This is a genomic window from Bacillus fungorum (assembly GCF_002746455.1).
Classification (GTDB): Bacteria; Bacillota; Bacilli; order Bacillales; family Bacillaceae_G; genus Bacillus_A; species Bacillus_A fungorum.
Genome location: NZ_NWUW01000009.1, coordinates 66153 through 86228 on the forward strand (window position 1 = coordinate 66153; position 20076 = coordinate 86228).

Annotated in this window: 17 protein-coding genes, 3 pseudogenes and 1 riboswitch; of the genes and pseudogenes, 8 read left to right on the top strand and 12 right to left on the bottom strand. The window is 34.0% G+C overall.

Annotated elements, in window-relative coordinates:
- Positions 1-86 precede the first annotated feature (86 nt).
- Positions 87-200 (top strand): annotated as a pseudogene (locus CO726_RS15000) (BBE domain-containing protein); the annotation flags it as partial.
- A gap of 274 nt (positions 201-474) precedes the next feature.
- Here CO726_RS15000 and CO726_RS15005 read toward each other — a convergent pair.
- The 8 genes from CO726_RS15005 to CO726_RS15040 form a co-directional block, all read right to left on the bottom strand.
- Positions 475-1158 carry an ABC transporter permease gene (locus CO726_RS15005; protein WP_099684798.1) on the bottom strand — a complete coding sequence of 228 codons (684 nt, stop codon included), beginning with the start codon at positions 1156-1158 and terminating at the stop codon, positions 475-477.
- 156 nt (positions 1159-1314) lie between these two features.
- Positions 1315-2004 carry a Crp/Fnr family transcriptional regulator gene (locus CO726_RS15010; protein ID WP_001081912.1) on the bottom strand — a complete coding sequence of 230 codons (690 nt, stop codon included), beginning with the start codon at positions 2002-2004 and terminating at the stop codon, positions 1315-1317.
- 200 nt (positions 2005-2204) lie between these two features.
- Positions 2205-3167 (bottom strand): carbamate kinase, encoded by a 963-nt coding sequence (arcC, locus tag CO726_RS15015; RefSeq protein ID WP_099684799.1) that lies wholly within the window; start codon positions 3165-3167, stop codon positions 2205-2207.
- Positions 3168-3204: 37 nt separating this feature from the next.
- Positions 3205-4620: an arginine-ornithine antiporter gene (gene arcD / locus CO726_RS15020; RefSeq protein WP_099684800.1), complete on the bottom strand. Its 1416-nt coding sequence runs from the start codon at positions 4618-4620 to the stop codon at positions 3205-3207.
- A gap of 99 nt (positions 4621-4719) precedes the next feature.
- Positions 4720-5718 carry an ornithine carbamoyltransferase gene (gene argF, locus CO726_RS15025; protein WP_099684801.1) on the bottom strand — a complete coding sequence of 333 codons (999 nt, stop codon included), beginning with the start codon at positions 5716-5718 and terminating at the stop codon, positions 4720-4722.
- A 30-nt stretch (positions 5719-5748) separates the two neighbouring features.
- Positions 5749-6981, bottom strand: coding sequence for an arginine deiminase (arcA, locus tag CO726_RS15030; protein WP_099684802.1), 1233 nt, complete (start codon positions 6979-6981; stop codon positions 5749-5751).
- 268 nt (positions 6982-7249) lie between these two features.
- Positions 7250-7699: an arginine repressor gene (gene argR / locus CO726_RS15035; RefSeq protein WP_099684803.1), complete on the bottom strand. Its 450-nt coding sequence runs from the start codon at positions 7697-7699 to the stop codon at positions 7250-7252.
- A 153-nt stretch (positions 7700-7852) separates the two neighbouring features.
- Entirely contained in the window at positions 7853-9145 is a 1293-nt protein-coding gene (locus tag CO726_RS15040; RefSeq protein ID WP_099684804.1) for a methyl-accepting chemotaxis protein, read from the bottom strand.
- Positions 9146-9352: 207 nt separating this feature from the next.
- Here CO726_RS15040 and CO726_RS15045 point away from each other — a divergent pair, with 207 nt between their 5' ends.
- The 4 genes from CO726_RS15045 (at position 9353) to CO726_RS15060 (ending at position 13721) form a co-directional block, all read left to right on the top strand.
- Positions 9353-11077 (top strand): methyl-accepting chemotaxis protein, encoded by a 1725-nt coding sequence (locus CO726_RS15045; protein ID WP_099684805.1) that lies wholly within the window; start codon positions 9353-9355, stop codon positions 11075-11077.
- Between the two features lie 170 nt (positions 11078-11247).
- On the top strand, positions 11248-11970 hold the full coding sequence (locus tag CO726_RS15050; RefSeq protein WP_099684806.1) for an amino acid ABC transporter ATP-binding protein: 723 nt from the start codon (positions 11248-11250) through the stop codon (positions 11968-11970).
- 121 nt (positions 11971-12091) lie between these two features.
- Complete coding sequence (locus tag CO726_RS15055) at positions 12092-12886, top strand: ABC transporter substrate-binding protein (protein WP_099684807.1); 795 nt, start codon at positions 12092-12094, stop codon at positions 12884-12886.
- A 133-nt stretch (positions 12887-13019) separates the two neighbouring features.
- Positions 13020-13721 (top strand): amino acid ABC transporter permease, encoded by a 702-nt coding sequence (locus tag CO726_RS15060; RefSeq protein ID WP_342750587.1) that lies wholly within the window; start codon positions 13020-13022, stop codon positions 13719-13721.
- A 52-nt stretch (positions 13722-13773) separates the two neighbouring features.
- On the opposite strand, the gene desB is transcribed toward CO726_RS15060, so the two are convergent.
- A complete protein-coding gene (desB, locus tag CO726_RS15065; protein WP_099684809.1) occupies positions 13774-14856 on the bottom strand; it encodes a Delta(10) desaturase DesB in 1083 nt (360 codons plus the stop codon).
- Between the two features lie 674 nt (positions 14857-15530).
- On the opposite strand from desB, the gene CO726_RS15070 reads away from it, so the two are divergent.
- Entirely contained in the window at positions 15531-17057 is a 1527-nt protein-coding gene (locus tag CO726_RS15070; protein ID WP_099684810.1) for an FAD-dependent oxidoreductase, read from the top strand.
- Positions 17058-17147 (top strand): annotated as a pseudogene (locus CO726_RS15075) (MFS transporter); the annotation flags it as partial.
- Between the two features lie 88 nt (positions 17148-17235).
- On the opposite strand, the pseudogene CO726_RS31500 reads toward CO726_RS15075, so the two are convergent.
- Together CO726_RS31500 and CO726_RS15080 are read right to left on the bottom strand one after the other, a co-directional pair.
- A pseudogene (locus tag CO726_RS31500) lies at positions 17236-17343 on the bottom strand (DNA polymerase beta superfamily protein); the annotation flags it as partial.
- Positions 17344-17437: 94 nt separating this feature from the next.
- Positions 17438-18547, bottom strand: coding sequence for a PRK06851 family protein (locus tag CO726_RS15080; RefSeq protein WP_099684811.1), 1110 nt, complete (start codon positions 18545-18547; stop codon positions 17438-17440).
- 148 nt (positions 18548-18695) lie between these two features.
- A riboswitch (SAM riboswitch) is annotated at positions 18696-18808 on the top strand.
- A gap of 86 nt (positions 18809-18894) precedes the next feature.
- Here CO726_RS15080 and CO726_RS15085 point away from each other — a divergent pair.
- Complete coding sequence (locus tag CO726_RS15085) at positions 18895-19527, top strand: cyclase family protein (RefSeq protein ID WP_098758430.1); 633 nt, start codon at positions 18895-18897, stop codon at positions 19525-19527.
- 26 nt (positions 19528-19553) lie between these two features.
- Here the strand turns inward: CO726_RS15085 and CO726_RS15090 are convergent, their stop codons facing one another.
- Positions 19554-19934: a hypothetical protein gene (locus tag CO726_RS15090; RefSeq protein WP_000424105.1), complete on the bottom strand. Its 381-nt coding sequence runs from the start codon at positions 19932-19934 to the stop codon at positions 19554-19556.
- Between the last annotated feature and the right edge of the window lie 142 nt (positions 19935-20076).

A 20076-nucleotide genomic window follows, 5' to 3' on the forward strand; every position in this document is an offset into this window, starting at 1 on the left:
TTATTTTAGAAAGGAGTGATAAATTGAAGTAAAAGGTAAGTTTATTGGCCCTCCGTCTGAACTCCATTCCTTATTATCTCCCCTATTGGCAAACTAGTTATTATGACCTTAGCTTTCAAATATTACGTAAATGGAAAACCATATATGATCCTTGCAATGTTTTTCGTTTTCAACAAAGTATCCCACCCTTTCATACGTAAAAAATGGGGATAAAATAAAAAATCATCCAATATGCCGTTACCTTGCAGCATGTTGGATGATTCAAGTTGACTTTCTATATTGTTTCAAATTATTGCTCCTACTCATAAAGTGAAACTTTAATCATTGGGGGTTTTGTTCATCCCCCAATGATTATTAGTTGAACCAATCGGGCTTTAACGGGCAGTTGATCCCCACCTAACTTCTTCGCTTTCGCTGAATTTTGAGGTGGGGGTCTTACTGCCCGTTAATGCGGGATAAACTTTCAATTACGGATTAATTGTATTTCACATCATTTTCATGCAATGAATGTAATTTAATATTTGGTACTTTCTCTTTTTCAATACCGCTATTATAAGCAACAGGAATTTGAAATTCGAATTGCTTTGTCTCATGTTTTTGTAAATAGACCGGTTTCGGTACTGGATAACTTTTTGAATTCTCGTTTGCATTATCATATAAAACAACTTTTAATGCTTGTGAATGATTACGATAATTTTTTAAAGTAACAATACACTTTCGTTCGATATCCTCTCCATTTTTCTCCATTCTACACTGACTATCTTCTTTTTTATATTCTATTGCTTCTACCCCTGTTTTTCCTGCGTAGTACCATGTTTTATTTAATGTCTGGAGGATGTTATTTAAAATAAACGGCATAATTAAAATCAAAATACTAATACCTACTACTTTTATCTTATTCATTTTTCTAAATGTACTAGACTCCTTTTTTCCTAGCCATTTTAAAAATAATATAAATGCAATTACATGTAGTACGAAAGAAACAATCAATATATTTGAAACTTTGTAATTCATATAAATATCCGTATGTATCGGAACCTTATAGAGATTAAATAGCTTTTCCCCTATTAATTCATTATCATTTGGAATTTTTAATAATAATAAAACCCCTATACTGTAAAAAATAGCTACTAATCGATCATACTCAATGCGAATCATTCCTTCTCCCCTTCACTTTGTTTTTTATTATCGATTTTAGCTATTATTACTATACTATACAATCTTTTTATAGAGGATAACGTAAAAAAGTTCCTTATAAATATATAAAGAACCTTATTAATATACAATATGAATTAAAAAATCAATCTGCAATTTTCACATAGAAATTTCCTCAAAATATGTTGGATTATGTATTGTAATTTTTTTATCTAGAATTGTAACAATACTATCATTTTTTAATTGTTTTAATACGCTACTAACCGTCTCTCGAGACGTACCAGATATTTTCGATATTTCAATTGTTGTAAGTGGGCAGGAAATTACAATCGTTTCGCCACTCTGTTCTCCTAAATCCTGCATTAAATAATTTAATGTTTGAATGACCCGATCTTGTGCATTAGGAATTGTAATATTTTGTACTCGATTTTCGTTTAGCTTTAATATCGATGATAATTGCTGAACAACATACATTAATTGTGTCCTACTAGATTTCACCATATCTTCGAAAATTACTGTCGGAATATAATAGACCTCTACGTCTGTCATCGCTTCTGCCGTATAGTTATATCCTCTGTCTGTAAACATACCACCATAAGGAAAAATAGAATATCTCTTTACATAGTCATCATATAATAAATTCCCGCTTTGATTTACCCGCTCTAACTTTACAAATCCATCTAACATGAAGTAAATTCTTTCTCTTGAATCCCCTTCTAAAAATAAAAATTGACCCTTTTTATAAGTTCGCCAATAGACAAACTCCGTCAAACCTTTCAATTTCTTTTCTGTTAAATGAGCAAATAATTCGAACTGCTTTAAGTCCTTAACTACGTTCCGTCTATTCATAAAATTCCCTCTCTCTTGCTGTATGTTGGAGCGAAGAATCAAGAAAGCGTATTCAATTTGAATTTTATCATAATTAACTTATATATTCAGATTTCATCATGAAAACTTTATGAACAATGAGTACAAAAAATATGAATAAATAAAAAGAATGAAGTTACTAACTTCATTCTTTTTTACTACTAAGTAGCGTACATAATAATTTAAACATACATGCATACATTTTGTTTTGAAATAATAGTACCGGCTTTTTCTTCTAGTGCTTCATATACTTTTTCTAAAGACGTAATAATTGTTTTTCTTTTTGGAGTTGTATTAACAAAATTAATAGCAGCTTCAATTTTTGGAAGCATGCTTCCCGTAGCAAATTGCTGTTCCTCAATGTATTCTTCTAATTGATTCACTGTGACATGCTCTAATTTTTTTTGATTCGGTTGATTATAATTTACATACACATGATCAACTGCAGTTAAAATAACGAGTGTATCGGCATCTACTAATTCTGCTAATTTCTGCGCAGCGAAATCTTTATCGATAACCGCTTCAGTTCCTTTTAGCCCTTCTTCAGAATCAATTACTGGAATTCCACCACCGCCAACAGCTATCACTATATTTCCATCTTCGACCAAAGAATTAATCACTTTATGTTCATGAATACTTATAGGCTTCGGTGATGGAACAACACGTCTCCACCCTCTACCCGCATCTTCTTTAAACACTGCTTTTGTTTCGTCCATTAATCTTCTGGCCTCTTCTTCTGTATAAAAAGGACCAATTGGTTTAGTTGGATTTTTAAATGCCTCATCTTTATTATCCACAACAACGCGTGTTATAACCGTTGCCACGTCTTTTTTTATATTCCGTTTTTTCAATGCTTTTTCAATCGCGTTTTCCATCCAATATCCAATCATCCCTTGGCTCATTGCTCCACAAGTATCTAATGGCATTGCAGGTATCTTTTCCGTTTCTGCAGCTTTTTGCTGTAATAAAATATTCCCCACTTGTGGGCCATTTCCATGTGCAATTACTATATCTATATCATTTTCTATTATTTTCACAAGTTGTTCCGCTGTTTTTTCCAATGCTTGTTGCTGCGCTCCCGCAGTAGCTTTTCCAGACTGTATCGCATTTCCTCCTAGTGCAACTACAATTTTTCTTCGTGCCATATTTCAGCCCTCCAGTTGATTTCGCTTTCACAGCGCTTTATAAAGTAATACTGCCTGTAATTAATCCATAAATCGCAAAGAATGCTAAAGCACCAATCGCTACCGATGATGCTAATTCCACTCGAGTAAATATTTGCTTCGAACTCTTTTGCTTTTGAACATTGTAAAAAATAAAAATACCTGGCGCGTATAAAGTCATTGTTAATAATAAATACTCTAAACCAGCTGCATAAACTAACCACACGCCATAAATACTTGCTATCAAGCCAATTATTATATTTTTATTTCGATCTGCTTCTTCAGACTTTAAGCTATGCTTCAGTTGATAAAATGCCGAAAAAGCATATGGGATTAAAATAGCTGAAGATGCTAAAGAGAATGCAAATTTATACGCCTGATCAGAAACGACGAATGTTAACAAGAACATTTGAATTAAACCATTTGTTATCCATAATGAATTTACTGGAGCCTTATTTTTATTTTCTTTTGCGAACCATTTTGGAAATACTCCATCTTTAGCCGCTAAATATGGAATTTCAGAAGCGAGCAAAGTCCAACCTAACCAAGCACCTAATACAGAGATGACTAAACCTAAATTAATAAAGATAGCACCCCATTTTCCAACAACACTTTCAAATAAATAAGCCATAGCCGGATTTTTCAAACCAGCAATATCTGCTTGCTGCATAAGTCCAAGAGACAATAATGTGATTAAAATATAAATGATGAGTGTACCAATTAAGCCAATAACCGTTGCTTTCCCTACATCACTTCTATTTTTTGCTCGACTAGATAAAACAACAGCCCCTTCTACCCCAATGAATACCCATAAAGTTACAAGCATTGTACTTTTAACTTGGCTGCCGACTGCCCCCCATGAAAAAGAACCAGTTTGCCCCCAAAATCCATCTAGGAACGTATCAATATGAAACGCGAAGATTCCTATGACAATAAATACAAATACAGGTACTAATTTTGCAATTGTAGTTACTAAATTCACAAGTGCTGCTGATTGAACTCCACGTAAAATTAACATGTGAACACACCATAATAATACGCTTGCACCAATAATGGATGCTACATTTTGCCCGCCTTCAAAGATTGGGAAGAAATATCCTAATGAAGAAAACAATAATGTACCGTAAGCTACATTACCAAGCCAAGCAGATAGCCAGTATCCCCACGCACTATTAAACCCCATAAAATTACCAAACCCTGCTTTTGCATAGCTAAAAATACCACCATCTAAATCTGGCCGTTTTACAGTTAGATTTTGAAAAGATAATCCGAGTGCAATCATCCCAATTCCTGTTATAACCCAACCAATAATAATGGCTCCAGCACCAGCACCTTTTGCCATATCACTTGCTAAATTAAATGCTCCACCGCCAATCATAGACCCAACTACAAGAGCCGTTAATGTAAACAAACCTAATTTCTTATCTTCACCCATTCCACTCACCTCTCTTTAATTGCAATAACAATACAAAAGCAATAGTGAATGATAGTGTCCAAAGGAGGAGAAAGAGGAAAGGAAGACTCCCTTTCTTCTTTACTCCATGTTTCCTAAAGTAGCTGCCATAACCGCTTTAATTGTATGCATTCTATTTTCAGCTTGATCAAATACTTTTGAATGTTTACTGCGGAATACTTCGTCAGTTACCTCCATTTCTTTCAACCCATATTTCTCATAAACTTCTTCGCCATACATCGTTTCAACATCATGAAATGCAGGTAAACAATGTAAGAAAATCACGTTTTCATTCCCTGTTTCTTTAATCATTTTCATATTTACTTGATAAGGTTTCAATAACTCGACACGTTCAGCAAATTTCTCTTCTTCCCCCATAGACACCCATACATCTGTATAAATTACATCTGCACTCGCAACAGCTTCTTCCACATTACTTGTTATCATTACCTGTTCATTATATTTTTTTGCTAAATCAATTACTTCTTGTGCAGGCCATAAAAATTCCGGTGTACAAATACGTACATCCATTCCAACGATTGCTCCACCAACTAGTAAGCTATTAGCAACATTATTTCGTCCATCTCCAACGTAAACAAGCTTCACATTTTTTAATTTCCCTACATGTTCTCTAATTGTTAATAAATCTGCTAGTGTTTGTGTTGGATGCCACATATCTGTTAATCCATTCCAAACCGGCACACCAGAATTTTGTGCTAAAGATTCTACAGTTTCATGATTAAATCCACGAAACTCAATTCCGTCAAACATACGCCCTAACACTTTTGCTGTATCCTCTACGGATTCTTTTTTCCCAAGCTGAATATCACCTTTCCCTAAATATTCAGGATTCGCCCCTAAATCTGTACATGCTACTGTAAATGCACAACGCGTACGAGTTGAGGTTTTTTCAAATAAGAGCGCTACATTTTTACCTTCTAAATAATGATGCGGAATACCATTTTTCTTTTTCTCTTTTAATTCTGCTGCTAAATCTAGAAAATATAACAATTCTTCTTTTGTAAAATCTTTTTCTGCTAGAAAGCTTCTTCCTTTTAAATTTGGTCTAGTCATTAACATACTTCATCCCTACTTTCTCCGTTATTTATACTAAATATCTTTACGAACAATTGGCATACTCATGCAACGTGGACCCCCACGACCACGAGATAATTCCGAACTTAGCACCTCAATCACTTCTATACCGTGTTCTCGTAATAAAGTATTAGATACATAGTTCCGATCATATGTAACAACTACACCTGGCGCGATTGCTAATGTATTTGAGCCATCATTCCATTGTTCACGAGCAGAAGCAATTACATCTCCTCCTCCACATGGAATAAGAACTAATTCACTTAAGCCTAATACCTCTTTTAATGCTTCCATTAGAGAAGTACGATGTGTAATTTTAAGAGTTTCCTCATCTGGACCTTTTTCTAAAATATAAATATTCATATTCCCTTTTGGCCCTTGAATAGCTGGATGAATTGTAAACTTGTCATAATCAACCATTGTAAATACTGTATCTAAATGCATAAATGCTCGGCATTTTGGAATTTCTATTGCTAACACTTTCTTAATTTTATTTTGTCGGCTAAAGAGATTTTTAGCTAAACGTTCAATTGCTTTAGCTGAAGTACGAGCAGATACTCCAATCGCAATCGTTTCTTCATTTAAAATTAGCTCGTCGCCACCTTCAATTGGAAACTTATAATCACGATTTAACCAAATTGGCACATTATGATTTGCAAATCTTGGATGATATTTAATGATGTACTCCATGAATAAAGATTCACGTCTACGTGCTGGTTCTCTCATCTTATTTATCGTTAAGCCATCGCCCACGCTAGCTGCTGGATCACGAGTAAAATATAAATTAGGCATAGGATCTAAGTAAAACGGATAATGATCTTCCATTAATTCGTATAAATGTGTCTTCTTACTTGTTTCAATTTCGTTTTTACGTACACCACCCATAATTTTTTGAATTAATTCTTCATTTGAAAAGGAAAGTAAATATTCTTTTAAAGTTTGATGTGCAACATTTACGTCAGCTTGTCCTTCTTTTAAAATACGATCAACAAATTCTTCTCGAAGTTTTTTATCTACTAACGCCTCAGCAGCTAGTTTTTCTAAATAAAGAACTTCAACACCCCGATTGCGTAACGTTTGTGCAAAGTAATCATGCTCTTTTTGAATAATTGGTAAGTATGGAATATCGTCAAATAATAATTGCTGCAAATAATCTGGCGTTAAGTTTTCCACTTCTTTACCAGGTCGCTTTAATAAAACCGTTTGTAATTCCCCAATTTCTGAAGTAACATGTATCGGATGCTTCATTTGTTGTACCTCCTTTTAAATATGTTTGATGTCTTACAAGTACATAATAAATGCTACGCGCTTTCAACTTTGTGAACTCATCCACATTATCATTGTGAAATATTAAACAAGTTATTTTTTTAAAGTCATATTAATTTGTATTTTTATAACAATCCATCCCGTTTTTTAATAAAAAAACACATATATTACGTATATATGTTGAATATTTAACTTCCGTATTTACACAAAAATCCTGTTTTTAATAAAAATTAAAAACAGGATTTTGCATCTAAATAATTAAATTTAACCTTTCTTCTAAAACCTCTCTATCTGATTTCGACTGAGAAATTATAAGGCATGTATCATTTCCACATATACATCCTATTTTTTCTTTCCAATCTAACTCATCAAACAAAACACCAATAACATGTGCATTTCCAGGTAATGTTTTAATAACCATTAATTGATCTACACAATCAATTTTCACAACAACCTCTCGTAATTTTTTCTTTAACTTTATATCAGTTTGTAAATGTTCTTCTGAGAAAATTTTATATATCATCAATCCTTCTTGAGAAGGTACCTTCGTTAAGTTTAACTCACGAATATCTCGAGAAACCGTAGCTTGTGTTACTAATACATCCTTTTTTGCTAACAATTCTACTAATCTTTCTTGTTTCTCTATTTCATACTCTTTTACAAATTGTTTAATTAATCGTTGTCTTTTTTCTTTTTTCATAAAAGACACCCCTTTTAATATTATAGCTCGCTATAATTTTCATCCGAAAGGGACAGAAAAGAATGTTGCGGAAACGTTCATAGTTTATATCTTTTAACTATAGATATTACATCTAGCTAAAAAAAGAGAAGAACAGCATTCTGTTCTTCTCTTTTACATTGAAAATCGTTCAATTGTTTGTTTCAAGTCTGTTGCTTGTTTCTCTAAATCCTTTAATAATTGATCGATCGCTATCATATTTTTAGATTGTTGCAACGTCACACGTGCTACTTCTTGTGAACCAGCTGACGTCTCTTCAGCAATTGCTGCTACAGCCTTTGTCTGTGCTCCTGTTTGATGAATGTGACTCACTTGTTCATTCATATAGCTACTAATTTGCTTTGTTGCATCGGCTACTTCCATAACACTTGATGACATTTCTTTTAAAATTAATTCGGTAGCTTCCCCACGTTTAGCCTCTTCTTTAGCTATTTTCACTTGTTCTGTCATTTTCATTGCAACTTGTTGTACTTCACCTTGCATATTCCGTAATAATTGCGATATGTTTCTTGCGGAATGGTCACTTTCATCAGCAAGTTTCCGTACCTCTTCAGCTACAACCGCAAAGCCTCTCCCATGATTTCCAGCACGAGCAGCCTCAATAGAAGCATTCAGTGCTAATAAATTAGTTTGGCTAGCAATCTCACTCACAACAGCTACAATGTGTTCTACTTGTTTCATTCTTTCCTCTAACTTCTGTACATTTTGCATTGAATCTTCATTTTCTTTCGCCAATGTTTGAATACCTTGAATTAAAGAAGTAAAGACACGAGTACTATGCCCTAAAGCTTGAACCATTTCTAAAGACAACTCATCAGACTGTTTCGCTTTCTTTTCTACTTCACTTGCAATAGAAGTTGTTGTATCAACAGTAGAAACAATCGCTTGAATTGATGCCGCTGATTGCTCAGCACCAGAAGAAATCTCTGCAAGTGTCTCAGATACACCTTGTGCTTGTTTCGTTGCTTCGCCTGTTTGTTTTCTAATTTGCTGTACTTGATTGTTTGTATACGAAAATGTTGTATCAATATTTTTTACCATGCCCCTTAAGTTTCCTAGCATCATATTAAATGCAACACTTAAAGATTTAATCTCATCATCTGTTTTGGGTAATGGAACGTCTTCACGAATATCTCCTTCAGCCGCTTTTCTCGCCACCTCCTCTAACTTTCGAAGCGGTTTAATTAAAAATACGGCTGCTCCATATGCTAAAATTCCAGACCATACTACCCCTAATAACATAACGATAATATTATATACAGTTTGACTTACATAACTTTGAAAATAATCGTATATAACGTAAATAAAAAATATACTTGTTGAATATGTAATTAAAGCTAAAACTGTAGTAAATAGCATAAGTTGTGTACGTAAACCAAAGGAAAATGTCTTCCTTTCTTTTTCCATCTCTTCTTTCCCCCTTTTTATAAGCAATATAAGTACTACCTATATATTATTATCCATATTTTCTCTATAGAAAGATATATTGATTTTTAATTTTTTATTTACATATTCATTACATTACTTTTTCTTTATATGAAATGAAAGTAATGTATAATTTTATTTGGATGCCAATTATATATTCAACTAAATAATTTAAGGTTAGGTGATTCTATGTTAAAAATTTTATATCGTTTAAATGTTATAAACAGATTAACATTGTTAGTATCAGTACCGATTCTTTCCATATTGATTATTAGCGTAGTAAATTATATAAATTTACTAAAAATGCACAAACAACTTCAAACAGTATATTTGGATCGTCTACAACCTATTAAATGGCTAGGCTCTATTGAGAGCAGCATGTACCAAGAGTTTAGTTATGTAAAGGAACTCATTATTACTAAAGATGAAAATCGACGTACTACAATTTTAAGTAAATTAAAAGATACACATAAAGAAACCGAAAAATTACAGGCCCAATACGAAAATACATACATAACAGGTGAAGAAAAAAAGCTCCTCAACCAATATAAAGAAAAGCTAGAAAACTATAAAAAGCATCGTGCTCAAATGCTCGATCTCATTAAAGAGAATAAACTTAATCAAGCATATTCATTCTACCTAACTACAGTTGAACCTAATTTATCGGCTACAGTAGGTTCTTTAAAAAATCTTAGTGATTATAACGAAAAGTTAGCTGAAAGTGTGTATAACGACAGTGAACACTCTTATAAACAAGTGATAAACGTAACCATTATTTTATTCATTGCATGTTTAGTTCTTTGCATTCTTATCTCCTTATTTACTGCTAAATCTATTATCAATCCAATCAATTCATTACGGAGCATAATGAATAAAGCTGGAAAAGGCGATTTAACTATTACAGTACCAAAACAATATCATCATGAATTCGGTCATATGTTTAATAGTTTTGATCAAATGATATTACATTTACAACAAATTATTAACAATGTGATTCAAACAAGTGCAAAAGTAAAAAGTTCTACAAACCACATTGTTGAAACAGCAACCGTTTCCTCTTCTACTATGGATAACATTGCAAATACAATGAAACAGTTGTCTCACCATATTAACGATCAGTCTGCAAATATTAAAGATAGTTCTACAGCAATGGATGAAATAGCAAATGGCGTGCAAAGCATAGCTGAATCTTCTACAACGATTTCAAACTTAGCTATTTCTACTTCTGATAAGGCGAATGTAGGAACCGAAATCATTGAAAAATCCATTTCTCAAATGACAACTATCCATACTGTCATGAATGAAATATATAAAGTAGTAGATCAATTAGTTGTTCGTACAAAAGATATAGATAAAGCATTACAAACTATTACTTACATTTCTGAACAAACAAATCTATTATCTTTAAACGCTGCAATTGAATCTGCTCGCGCCGGTGAACATGGAAAAGGATTTGCAGTTGTGTCTGAAGAGGTTCGTAAGCTTGCTGAACAATCAAAACAAGCAGCTAAAGATATAACAAAGCTAAACTTACTCATACAAAATGATACAAAAGATGTAGTCAACATTATGGGTAAAGGACAACAAGAAATTCAAGAAGGCATTCATGCCGTTCAAAATGCAAAATTAGCATTCCATAATATTGTGAATCATATTAATGAAGTTACAGATCAAATACAAGATATAACAGCAAGTGCAGAAGAAATGTCAGCAAACTCAGAAGAAATAAATAGCGCACTTATTAATATCTCTTCAATTTCACAAAATATAGTTTCGGAGACTAATTATACATCCCAATCTTCACAAGCTCAGTCGGTATCAGTACAGGATATTACCAATATGTCTCTTCAAATGCAAAAACTTGTTGAAGAATTAGAAGCGTTCGCAACCCAATTTAAACTTAAAAACTTGTAAGCATATGAAAGACCGCCTAATTTAGGTGGTCTTTCTATTTAAATTATACATTCAGATTTATTTATGTAAGGAATGTCTCCTGAAAAAAATAAAGGATTCTGACAATTTATGACTAATAACAAAAATAAGGGGCAACATTTGTAAAATATATTTTTGACTGGGGGTTTTGTATGATTCAGGTTCGAAATCTAGTAAAATCATTTGGCTCACTTGATGTGTTAAAAGGAATTGATTTAGAAGTACAAGAAAAAGAAGTTGTTGTTTTAATTGGTGCCAGTGGTTCTGGTAAAAGTACATTACTTCGCTGTCTTAACTTTTTAGAAATGTACGATGAAGGCGAAATTCACTTACAAGGGGAGCGAATTGATCCAAAGCATTCAAATTTAAATAAAGTCCGTGAAAATGTCGGTATGGTTTTTCAGCACTTTAACCTCTTTCCTCATATGACCTCACTAGAAAACATCATAGAAGCACCTATTCACGTAAAAAAATTAGAGAAAGCAAATGCAAAAGATATTGGAAATCAACTTCTCCAAAAAGTCGGCCTTCAAGATAAAGCGGATGTAACTCCTCATCTTCTTTCAGGTGGTCAAAAACAGCGCGTTGCCATTGCACGAGCTCTGGCAATGAGCCCTAAGATTATGCTATTTGATGAGCCTACCTCAGCTTTAGACCCTGAACTTGTTGGAGAAGTATTGCAAGTTATGAAAGAACTTGCTGAAGAAGGGATGACAATGATTATTGTTACTCATGAAATGAATTTCGCAAGAGATGTAGCTGATCGCGTCATCTTTATGGATGATGGAAAGATTGTAGAAGATGCTACGCCAGCACAATTCTTTTCAGCTCCATCACATGAACGAGCAAAACAATTTTTACGCAACGTTTTATAATGTAACTTCTGTTTCAAACGAAAAGGAATACATTCATACGGTGCACAACTAATCATCCAAATAGAATATTTCAATAACATACTTAAAACCATCCGTATGATCAATATATAGGAGGGGTTTTATGAAAAGAAAATTATTAACCATTGTTGCGAGTATTACATTATGTACATCCTTCATACTAGGAGCCTGTAGTAAGGAAAGCTCTACTACTTCTTCAAATGGTGAAAAAGAATTTCGTTATGCGATGAGTGGCTTATATAAGCCTTTTAATTATAAAGAAAATGACGGCAAACTTGTTGGTTTTGATGTAGAAGTAGGGGAAGCTCTTGCGAAAAAGATGGGAATGAAGCCAGTTCCCGTTACAAACCCTTGGGAAACATTAATTCAAGGTCTTCAATCGAAAAAATATGATGTGATATTAGGAAGTATGGCTATTACAGAAGAACGATTAAAAGCCGTAAGTTTCTCAAACCCATATTATCGCTCTGGCGCACAAATTTTTGTAGCCAAAAAGAATACGTCTATCTCTTCTCCAGAAGATTTGAAAGGTAAGAAAATTGGTGTTGTAAAAGCTAGTACCTTTAAAGACCTTGTTGCCAAACATACAGATCAAATTACAGAATATGATAGTGATATTACTGCACTTATGGACTTAGAGCCTGGACGTATTGACGCAGTAATCACAGATCAAATGGTTGGTTTACGCATGATCAAAGAAGGTAAATCAAATATAAAAGAAGCTGGAAAACCATTAAATCTTGATGAAATGGGAATTGCTATTCGTAAAGATGATAAAGCAATGGTTGAGAAAGTAAATAAAGCGTTAGATGAAATCATTAAAGATGGTACGTATGAAAAGATCAGTAAAAAATGGTTCGAGCGTAATATTTTTGGTGAAGAGGAAAAAACGAAGTAAATTAGCTAGTCAAATGTTTCGTGAATTATGCCCCACTTTTTATCCCGCTATTTATGGGCAGTAAAACTCCCAATTGGTGTGGGCTAATATCAGTGGGGCATTTCATTCCCTACCAAAATCCATATAATATGAGGTGACACATATGTTTGAAATTTTTATGTCTACTTATCCCACACTTTTAAAGGCTACTATTGTCACATTACAATTAACACTAACATCCCTATTACTCGGTTCACTAATTGGATTACTATTCGCTTTTTTTCGAATCTCTAACAATAAAGTTTTAAATAGTATTGCTCATGTATACATCGCTATTATTCGTGGTACACCTTTAATTGTTCAAATCGCAATTCTCTATTTTGGTATCACATCTGTCATTGTTTTCTCCCCTTTTTGGGCAGGAGCAATCGCTTTAGCAATCCATAACGGTGCATATATTACTGAAATTTTCCGCGGATCCATTCAATCTGTCGATCGTGGACAATTGGAAGCTGCTCGCTCTCTAGGTATGCCGTATCCTTTAGCGATGCGCCGTATCGTATTACCACAAGCATTTCGTCAATCTCTGCCTCCTTTAGGAAATCAGTTTATTATTGGATTAAAGGATTCTTCCCTCGTTGCATATGTAGGATTGTCCGAATTATGGGGATCAGGTTTATCAATTGCTGCAAGTAACTTCCAACAATTAGATACATACATGATTGTTGGTTTATATTACCTCGTACTTGTTCTTCTATTTACTTATTTTGTTAACCTTTTAGAAAAACGACTACAAAGAAAAGAAACAAATTCAGTTCAAGTTCGTACAAAGAATAAAAAAGAAGTCTCTTTATAAAAAAAAGCAAGCCTGAGATGGCTTGCTTTTTCACTGCAAAATATATTAATTTTTATTGATTTACTTTTTTAATACTTTCTTCCTCTATATGTTCCTCACGATATGAAATATTATGAGGATCTAGTCCATTTCCTAAAGAACCATAGAAATGCTCTCTATGCGGATCCACTAATTCACTTCCTTGATAATACACACGTGGTGTATTCCATAGCGCTGCCAAAGCTTTTGTCATTGGCATCTCATGATAGCGTTCCGGCCACATTTCTTTAATTTTCTCTTTTACTAATGGATAGTATTTAGAGCTCATAGCAGGGAACAAATGGTGTTCTGTATGATATGAGAAATTGAAATGTAAAACGTCTACCCAACGCGGCACTGTTACTGATAAACAGTTTGCTAACGGATCATTTACCGGAACAATTGGATTTAAGCGGTGATTTGTTGCGATATATGCCATTACAATAAAGTTAGCAATTAACAACGGAATTACATATGCAAATAACCATTTTCCAGGTCCCATAATAAACAATAAACTAATCCAAACTGTCCAAGGCAAAAGAAGTTGAAGCCATACAGATTTTTGATTGGATGACTTAAACTCTTTTATAAAATGAAAGAACATTCGAGTCGAATGCAATGTAAATTGAATGGTTAGTGATAGAAAACTAAAGAATGAGCGTACATGAAGAGGCATGCGATATACCCAACTCAAAAACTTACTCTTTTTAAGCTTCTCAAGTGTCGGCCATGCATCTGGATCATTCTCTTCATGTTGTGTATGAACATGATGCGTTGCATTATGCCACTTTCTCCAAAGTTTAGGACCTGTTGATAATGGCATAAATGCAATCGCGCCTAAGAAATCACGAATCCATGCCTTTCTTACAACAGTTCCATGTAAAATTTCATGCCCTAAAAACCCAAGTGAAGCAAAACATAATCCAAGAACAATCGCAATTCCTAGATTTGCCCACACATTCAATTCAAATACACCAATCGATATTAACCCCGCCAATGCCACAAGCAAATAAGCCAGTCCACCAAATAAACGAGTAGGAACTGGTTTAAATGCTTTTTTCGGCAAATGTGGTGATACACGTGCTGCATACCACCCAAACGTATGAAGCTCCTTCATCCTTTTGCCCCTTTCTTATGCCGCGCCTTGCGCAACTTACATATATCAATTCTTGCTTCCAGATTGATTTTACTAGGTGATTAAAAAAGCATCTATTATAAGGAAAATATACTCACTCTATCGTCACTTATTTTTCGCTTTTATTATCAATGAAAAACATTTCTCTTTTTACTCTCTATCAACCTTTCCACATGATGAATCATATCAATAGAATTTCTATATTGTCAACAACTTTTATGACCTAGTATTAAAAGTTGGTTATATTTTTATAATTATACTTTATTTCACTAAAGAAAAAACATAGACTTTATAAGGTTTTATCCATTATGCATATACATACGCGGACATACTATAGACTCTATCTTATTCAAGAATTCTCGGTGTAAACAATAAATACACTCACCTAAATCTAGCTTTACACAACTGCTACCTCTTCATACCGACAACACTTAATAATTATATTAAAATAATTTTATCTTTCTTGTAATAAAGTGAAACTTTAATCAGTCCGACCCGCACCTAACTTCTTTGCTTTCGCTGAATTTTGAGGTGGGGTCTTACTGCCCGGCAAATAGCGGGATAAAAATAGACTCCTTCAAAAACAGCACACATGAATTTCATATCATATGGAAATATTAAAAGGAAAATTGTTCTAAAATCGGGAGGTTTCTATAATGACAAGCGATACATTTCCACAATTCCCATTATCTTATTGGATTGAATCTACTCAAATCCCTGCTTTTCCCCCTTTATCTGAAAATATAAAGACAAAAGTTGCTGTTATCGGTGCTGGTATTACAGGTATTACTACTGCCTATTTACTGGCAAAAGAAGGCATCGATGTTGTGTTAATTGATTCTGGTCTTATTTTAAATGGGACGACTGGGCATACAACTGCAAAGGTAACAGCGCAACATGATATTATTTATGATGAATTAATAAATCATTTCGGTGTGGAAAAGGCCGGGCTTTACTATGAATCAAATAATCATGCCCTACAATTCATAAATGAGACTGTGCAAACATATAAAATCGACTGTAATTTCTCAAATGAAGATTCATATTTATATACAACTACCGATAACGGATTAAGAAATTTATCGAAAGAATATGAAGCCTATCAAAAATTAAATATACCTTGTGACTATGTTCAATCTCTATCGATTCCAATTCCAGTACAATCTGCACTTGTCATGAAAAACCAAGCACAATTCCATCCCCTCCTTTATTTGAAAACACTTTTAGAAAAGTTTGTGGAGATGGGCGGCAAAGTTTATGAACAAACAACAGCTATGGATGTGGAAAAAGGAGATTATCCACAAGTCATTACAAAGGACGGACATCGCATCACTTGCAAATGTGTTGTCTCTTGTTCGCATTTCCCTTTTTATGATGCGAATAGCTTTTTCTTTACGCGCATGTATGCTGAACGCTCTTATGCTCTTGCCATCAGAGCAAAAACAGATTATCCAGGTGGCATGTACTTAAGTATTGATGATCCAAAACGCTCTTTACGCTATACAACAAACAATGGAGAACAATTAATTTTAATTGGCGGAGAAAGTCATAAAACAGGACAAGGAATTAATACGATGCTTCATTACGACGCACTGTATTCTTTTGCAGAAGCAACTTTTGGAGTAGACGAAGTTCCCTATAGATGGTCCGCACAAGATTTAATCACGCTAGATAAACTTCCTTATATCGGACATATTAACGAAAGAAACCCAAATATATTTGTTGCAACTGGATATCGTAAATGGGGAATGACAACTGGAACTGCTGCCGCTCATTTACTGAAGGATTCTATTCTAAAAGTACACAGTCCATATAAAGAACTGTATGCACCATCACGCTTCCATGCAAATCCAGATATAAAAACATTCTTCTCTCAGAACATTGATGTTGCGAAACATTTAATTGAAGGAAAGATCGAAACCGCATTACGTAAACCAGAAGACCTCGAAGTTGGTGAAGGGTCTGTCGTACATGTTAACGGTAAACGGGCAGGTGCTTATAAAGACAAAGATGGAAAATTACATATTGTCGATACAACTTGTACACATCTCGGCTGCGAAGTTGAATGGAATAATGGTGATTGTACTTGGGATTGTCCTTGTCACGGTTCCCGTTTTTCAATTAAAGGAGACGTTCTTGAAGGTCCAGCAGATCAACCGTTAAAACGAGTTGATCTCGAGTAGACAATGCAATATAACTTAGCATGGAATTTTTACTTATTCTCATCCGCAGGTCTTCTCGCAGCTATATCTGTTTTCTTTATTCCTACAAAATCAAAAGAGCACAAATTCACTTGTGCTCTTTTTCATATGCTGCAAACAACGTATCTCGAAACAATGTATTTAAAATCTCAATATCGATCCCTGATTCCACTGCAAATAAAATTCTCACATCATTCTCTTTTTCAATTCTTTCTAACTCCGACCTAATTTTCTCTCTCATTTCATACCATCTCCATTTTTTGATTATTTCCTTGGAAATTCGACAAATATACTACTAAGTTTACTACATACTAAAATAGCTGTCAGAAAATTCCCGACAGCCTAACAAAACTCCTTATTTTTTACTTGTTCTTTTCTGTTACACTAGCCGCAATTCGTTCAAACTCTTTTTGAATCTCCTCTTTATATGCATCCACTTTTGAAAAATCCATAGCAGCAATATAAATTCGTTCTAATTTATCACGGACTGATTTTGCTTTCGCTAAGAAAGACATCGCCTCATTCATTTTTGCTTTATATCGAATCGACACGTCGCGAATCTCTGTCGCATGCTTCTCATCCGTCCCTGGTGTCACAATAAGGGCATACATATCTATAATTTCATCACCTTCGCGGCTCGGAAAATATTCATGTGGTGCGGTGCTATCAAAAATTGCAAAACCTAATTCTCTTACGATAACCATATCAAGACTATTTGGATCAAATCCACAATGATACACTTCAACTTCAAAGCCTTTTTCTTCTGCTACCTTAGCTAATTTTTTGAGCATTGTTGATTTTCCAGAGCCTGGGCGTCCTTTTATAAAATAACGATGTGGTAATCCTTCTGTTAAATTAGGAACAAAATCAACTGCTCCTTTCGGTGTAGCTGCTCCTAAAAAGCGATGTTTCACAAGCGATTGTTTCCCGCCTTTATCTGTAAACAATTTCTGAATCAGCTGATCGGTTAGTTCATTCGCTTTATTAAAATCAATGTTATTAATATATATTTTCTCCCACTCATCATGTATAACTAACGCCTTGTTAAAACAAGCGTAAGCAGCTTGAAAAGCCTTACTTGCTTCTGAAACAAATCGTTCAATTTCCAATTTCTGCTTTCTTAATTTATCTGAATCCCAAGCAACTCCTAAATTAATATATTCCTCGACAACTCCTGGCATTTTTGGCTCGATAACATGCGGTGATGTGCCATCAACAATTCCCACTTTTAACTTCGGGATAATTACACCATCAACCGATTTATTATCAGAAGAACAGTGTAAAAATTCAATGTCATATCCTTTTTCAACCCATTCACGACCTATTGCCTTAATTAAAGAGGATTTCCCCGTTCCAGGGCCACCCTTTAAAATAAACAACCTGTTTAGTCCTTTTAAATTCTCTTCATATAAATTATGAAATCCTCTAGCTGTATTTCCGCCAGCATAATAATTCAATACATTCCCTGTCACTGCACTCACTCCTTCGCAGCATTCTATTTACATAAGCTACAATATGCGAGCAACTTTATTTGGGTGAATACCTATTTTATGTTGCGTAAAAAAAGGAAATGAATTACAATTTATTATAAAGAAAATTCTGATTTTAAAATCGAATATACCTTTATCAAGAGAGGCAGAGGGACCGGCCCTTTGAAGCCCAGCAACCTCAGTTTATACAAACTGAATAGGTGCTAATTCCTGCAAAATGCATTGCATTTTGAAAGATAAAACGTAACTATTGTGTGCAAAACTCATCTTTCTTGATTATGAAAGGTGAGTTTTTTTATATTTCAAAACATATATTGGAGGTATTTAAAGTGAAAGTAATTGATCTATCACAAACATTTGAAAATAATATGTCTCAATTCCCTGGAACACCCAAAATCAATTTAGAAGCCATTACAAGTGTTGAAGAGACAGGCTATCAAGTTACAGATTTTCATTCTGTCGTTCATGTTGGCACGCATTGCGATGCTCCTGCCCATTTCATTTCAGGCGCAACCACTATTGATCAATTACCCCTAGATCAATTTGTAGGCGAAGCTGTTCTTATTGATGTAACTCATGTACAAGAACGAAAATTACCTAAGGAAGTATTGTATGACGCTGACATAAAAGAAGGAGATATTGTCATTTTCCATTCCAATCTATCTACTAAATGGAATACAGAAGCGTATGCAAAAGAAGCTTTTTATCTTTCTGAAGAATTAGCCGAAGAACTAGTTCAATTAAAAGTAAAATCGGTCGGTTTAGATTTCATTTCTCCTGATGAGGTAACGACAGAAACATCACCGATTCATCATATACTACTTGGGAATAATATTTATTTAATTGAAAACTTAACAAACTTAGATGCCATTAACACGACACGTTTCTTTTTCTCAGCAGCACCTTTAAAAATTAAAGATAGCGACGGGGCTTTCGCAAGAGCTTTCGCTGTTATTTTTTAAACACGGATATAAAAAAGCAAAGATCATCATTGACCTTTGCTTCTATATTTTTTATTTAAACTAAGAAAGAATTGCTCGACACGAGGACGTACCCAAGCTAAATAATCTTTCTCTTTCTTCTTTGTACAAGCTATTTCTTCCCCATCTACCATTTCGACAAGCTCTAGCTCTAACAGTTGCCTCGTAAATGCTAACATATTTATTTCTTCGGCAGGATACTCTTCTTTTAATTTCTCCTCAATTTCCCCCAATAAAAAACCGTCACGCATCATTGCCAATGCATCAATCCAAAGTGGCGGCATTTCATATTTTTCTCCTGTAATTGTATCTTTTACAATATAATTCTTTTGCTCTTTTCGAAATTGAATCGTGTGTAAACATACAGTCGAATTTAATGTTAATTCCATCATACCACCTCTTTCATAATATCTGCATAGAAAAAAGGATGCGCGTGCACCCCATCTTTTCCTAACACTACCGAACCGTTACATGAATAACAAATTTCATGTCGATATTTTCCTCCATTATAAACGAAGTATTTTATAAAAA

Excerpts from the sequence above, each read along its gene's own strand:
- argF (WP_099684801.1), bottom strand. The coding sequence starts at position 5,718 with ATGTTAATGACTAGACCAAATTTAAAAGGAAGAAGCTTTCTAGCAGAA.
- CO726_RS15040 (WP_099684804.1), bottom strand. The coding sequence starts at position 9,145 with ATGGAAAAAGAAAGGAAGACATTTTCCTTTGGTTTACGTACACAACTT.
- arcA (WP_099684802.1), bottom strand. The coding sequence starts at position 6,981 with ATGAAGCATCCGATACATGTTACTTCAGAAATTGGGGAATTACAAACG.
- desB (WP_099684809.1), bottom strand. The coding sequence starts at position 14,856 with ATGAAGGAGCTTCATACGTTTGGGTGGTATGCAGCACGTGTATCACCA.
- CO726_RS15090 (WP_000424105.1), bottom strand. The coding sequence starts at position 19,934 with ATGGAATTAACATTAAATTCGACTGTATGTTTACACACGATTCAATTT.
- CO726_RS15070 (WP_099684810.1), top strand. The coding sequence starts at position 15,531 with ATGACAAGCGATACATTTCCACAATTCCCATTATCTTATTGGATTGAA.
- CO726_RS15010 (WP_001081912.1), bottom strand. The coding sequence starts at position 2,004 with ATGAATAGACGGAACGTAGTTAAGGACTTAAAGCAGTTCGAATTATTT.
- CO726_RS15055 (WP_099684807.1), top strand. The coding sequence starts at position 12,092 with ATGAAAAGAAAATTATTAACCATTGTTGCGAGTATTACATTATGTACA.
- CO726_RS15050 (WP_099684806.1), top strand. The coding sequence starts at position 11,248 with ATGATTCAGGTTCGAAATCTAGTAAAATCATTTGGCTCACTTGATGTG.
- CO726_RS15045 (WP_099684805.1), top strand. The coding sequence starts at position 9,353 with ATGTTAAAAATTTTATATCGTTTAAATGTTATAAACAGATTAACATTG.
- arcD (WP_099684800.1), bottom strand. The coding sequence starts at position 4,620 with ATGGGTGAAGATAAGAAATTAGGTTTGTTTACATTAACGGCTCTTGTA.
- CO726_RS15005 (WP_099684798.1), bottom strand. The coding sequence starts at position 1,158 with ATGATTCGCATTGAGTATGATCGATTAGTAGCTATTTTTTACAGTATA.
- arcC (WP_099684799.1), bottom strand. The coding sequence starts at position 3,167 with ATGGCACGAAGAAAAATTGTAGTTGCACTAGGAGGAAATGCGATACAG.
- argR (WP_099684803.1), bottom strand. The coding sequence starts at position 7,699 with ATGAAAAAAGAAAAAAGACAACGATTAATTAAACAATTTGTAAAAGAG.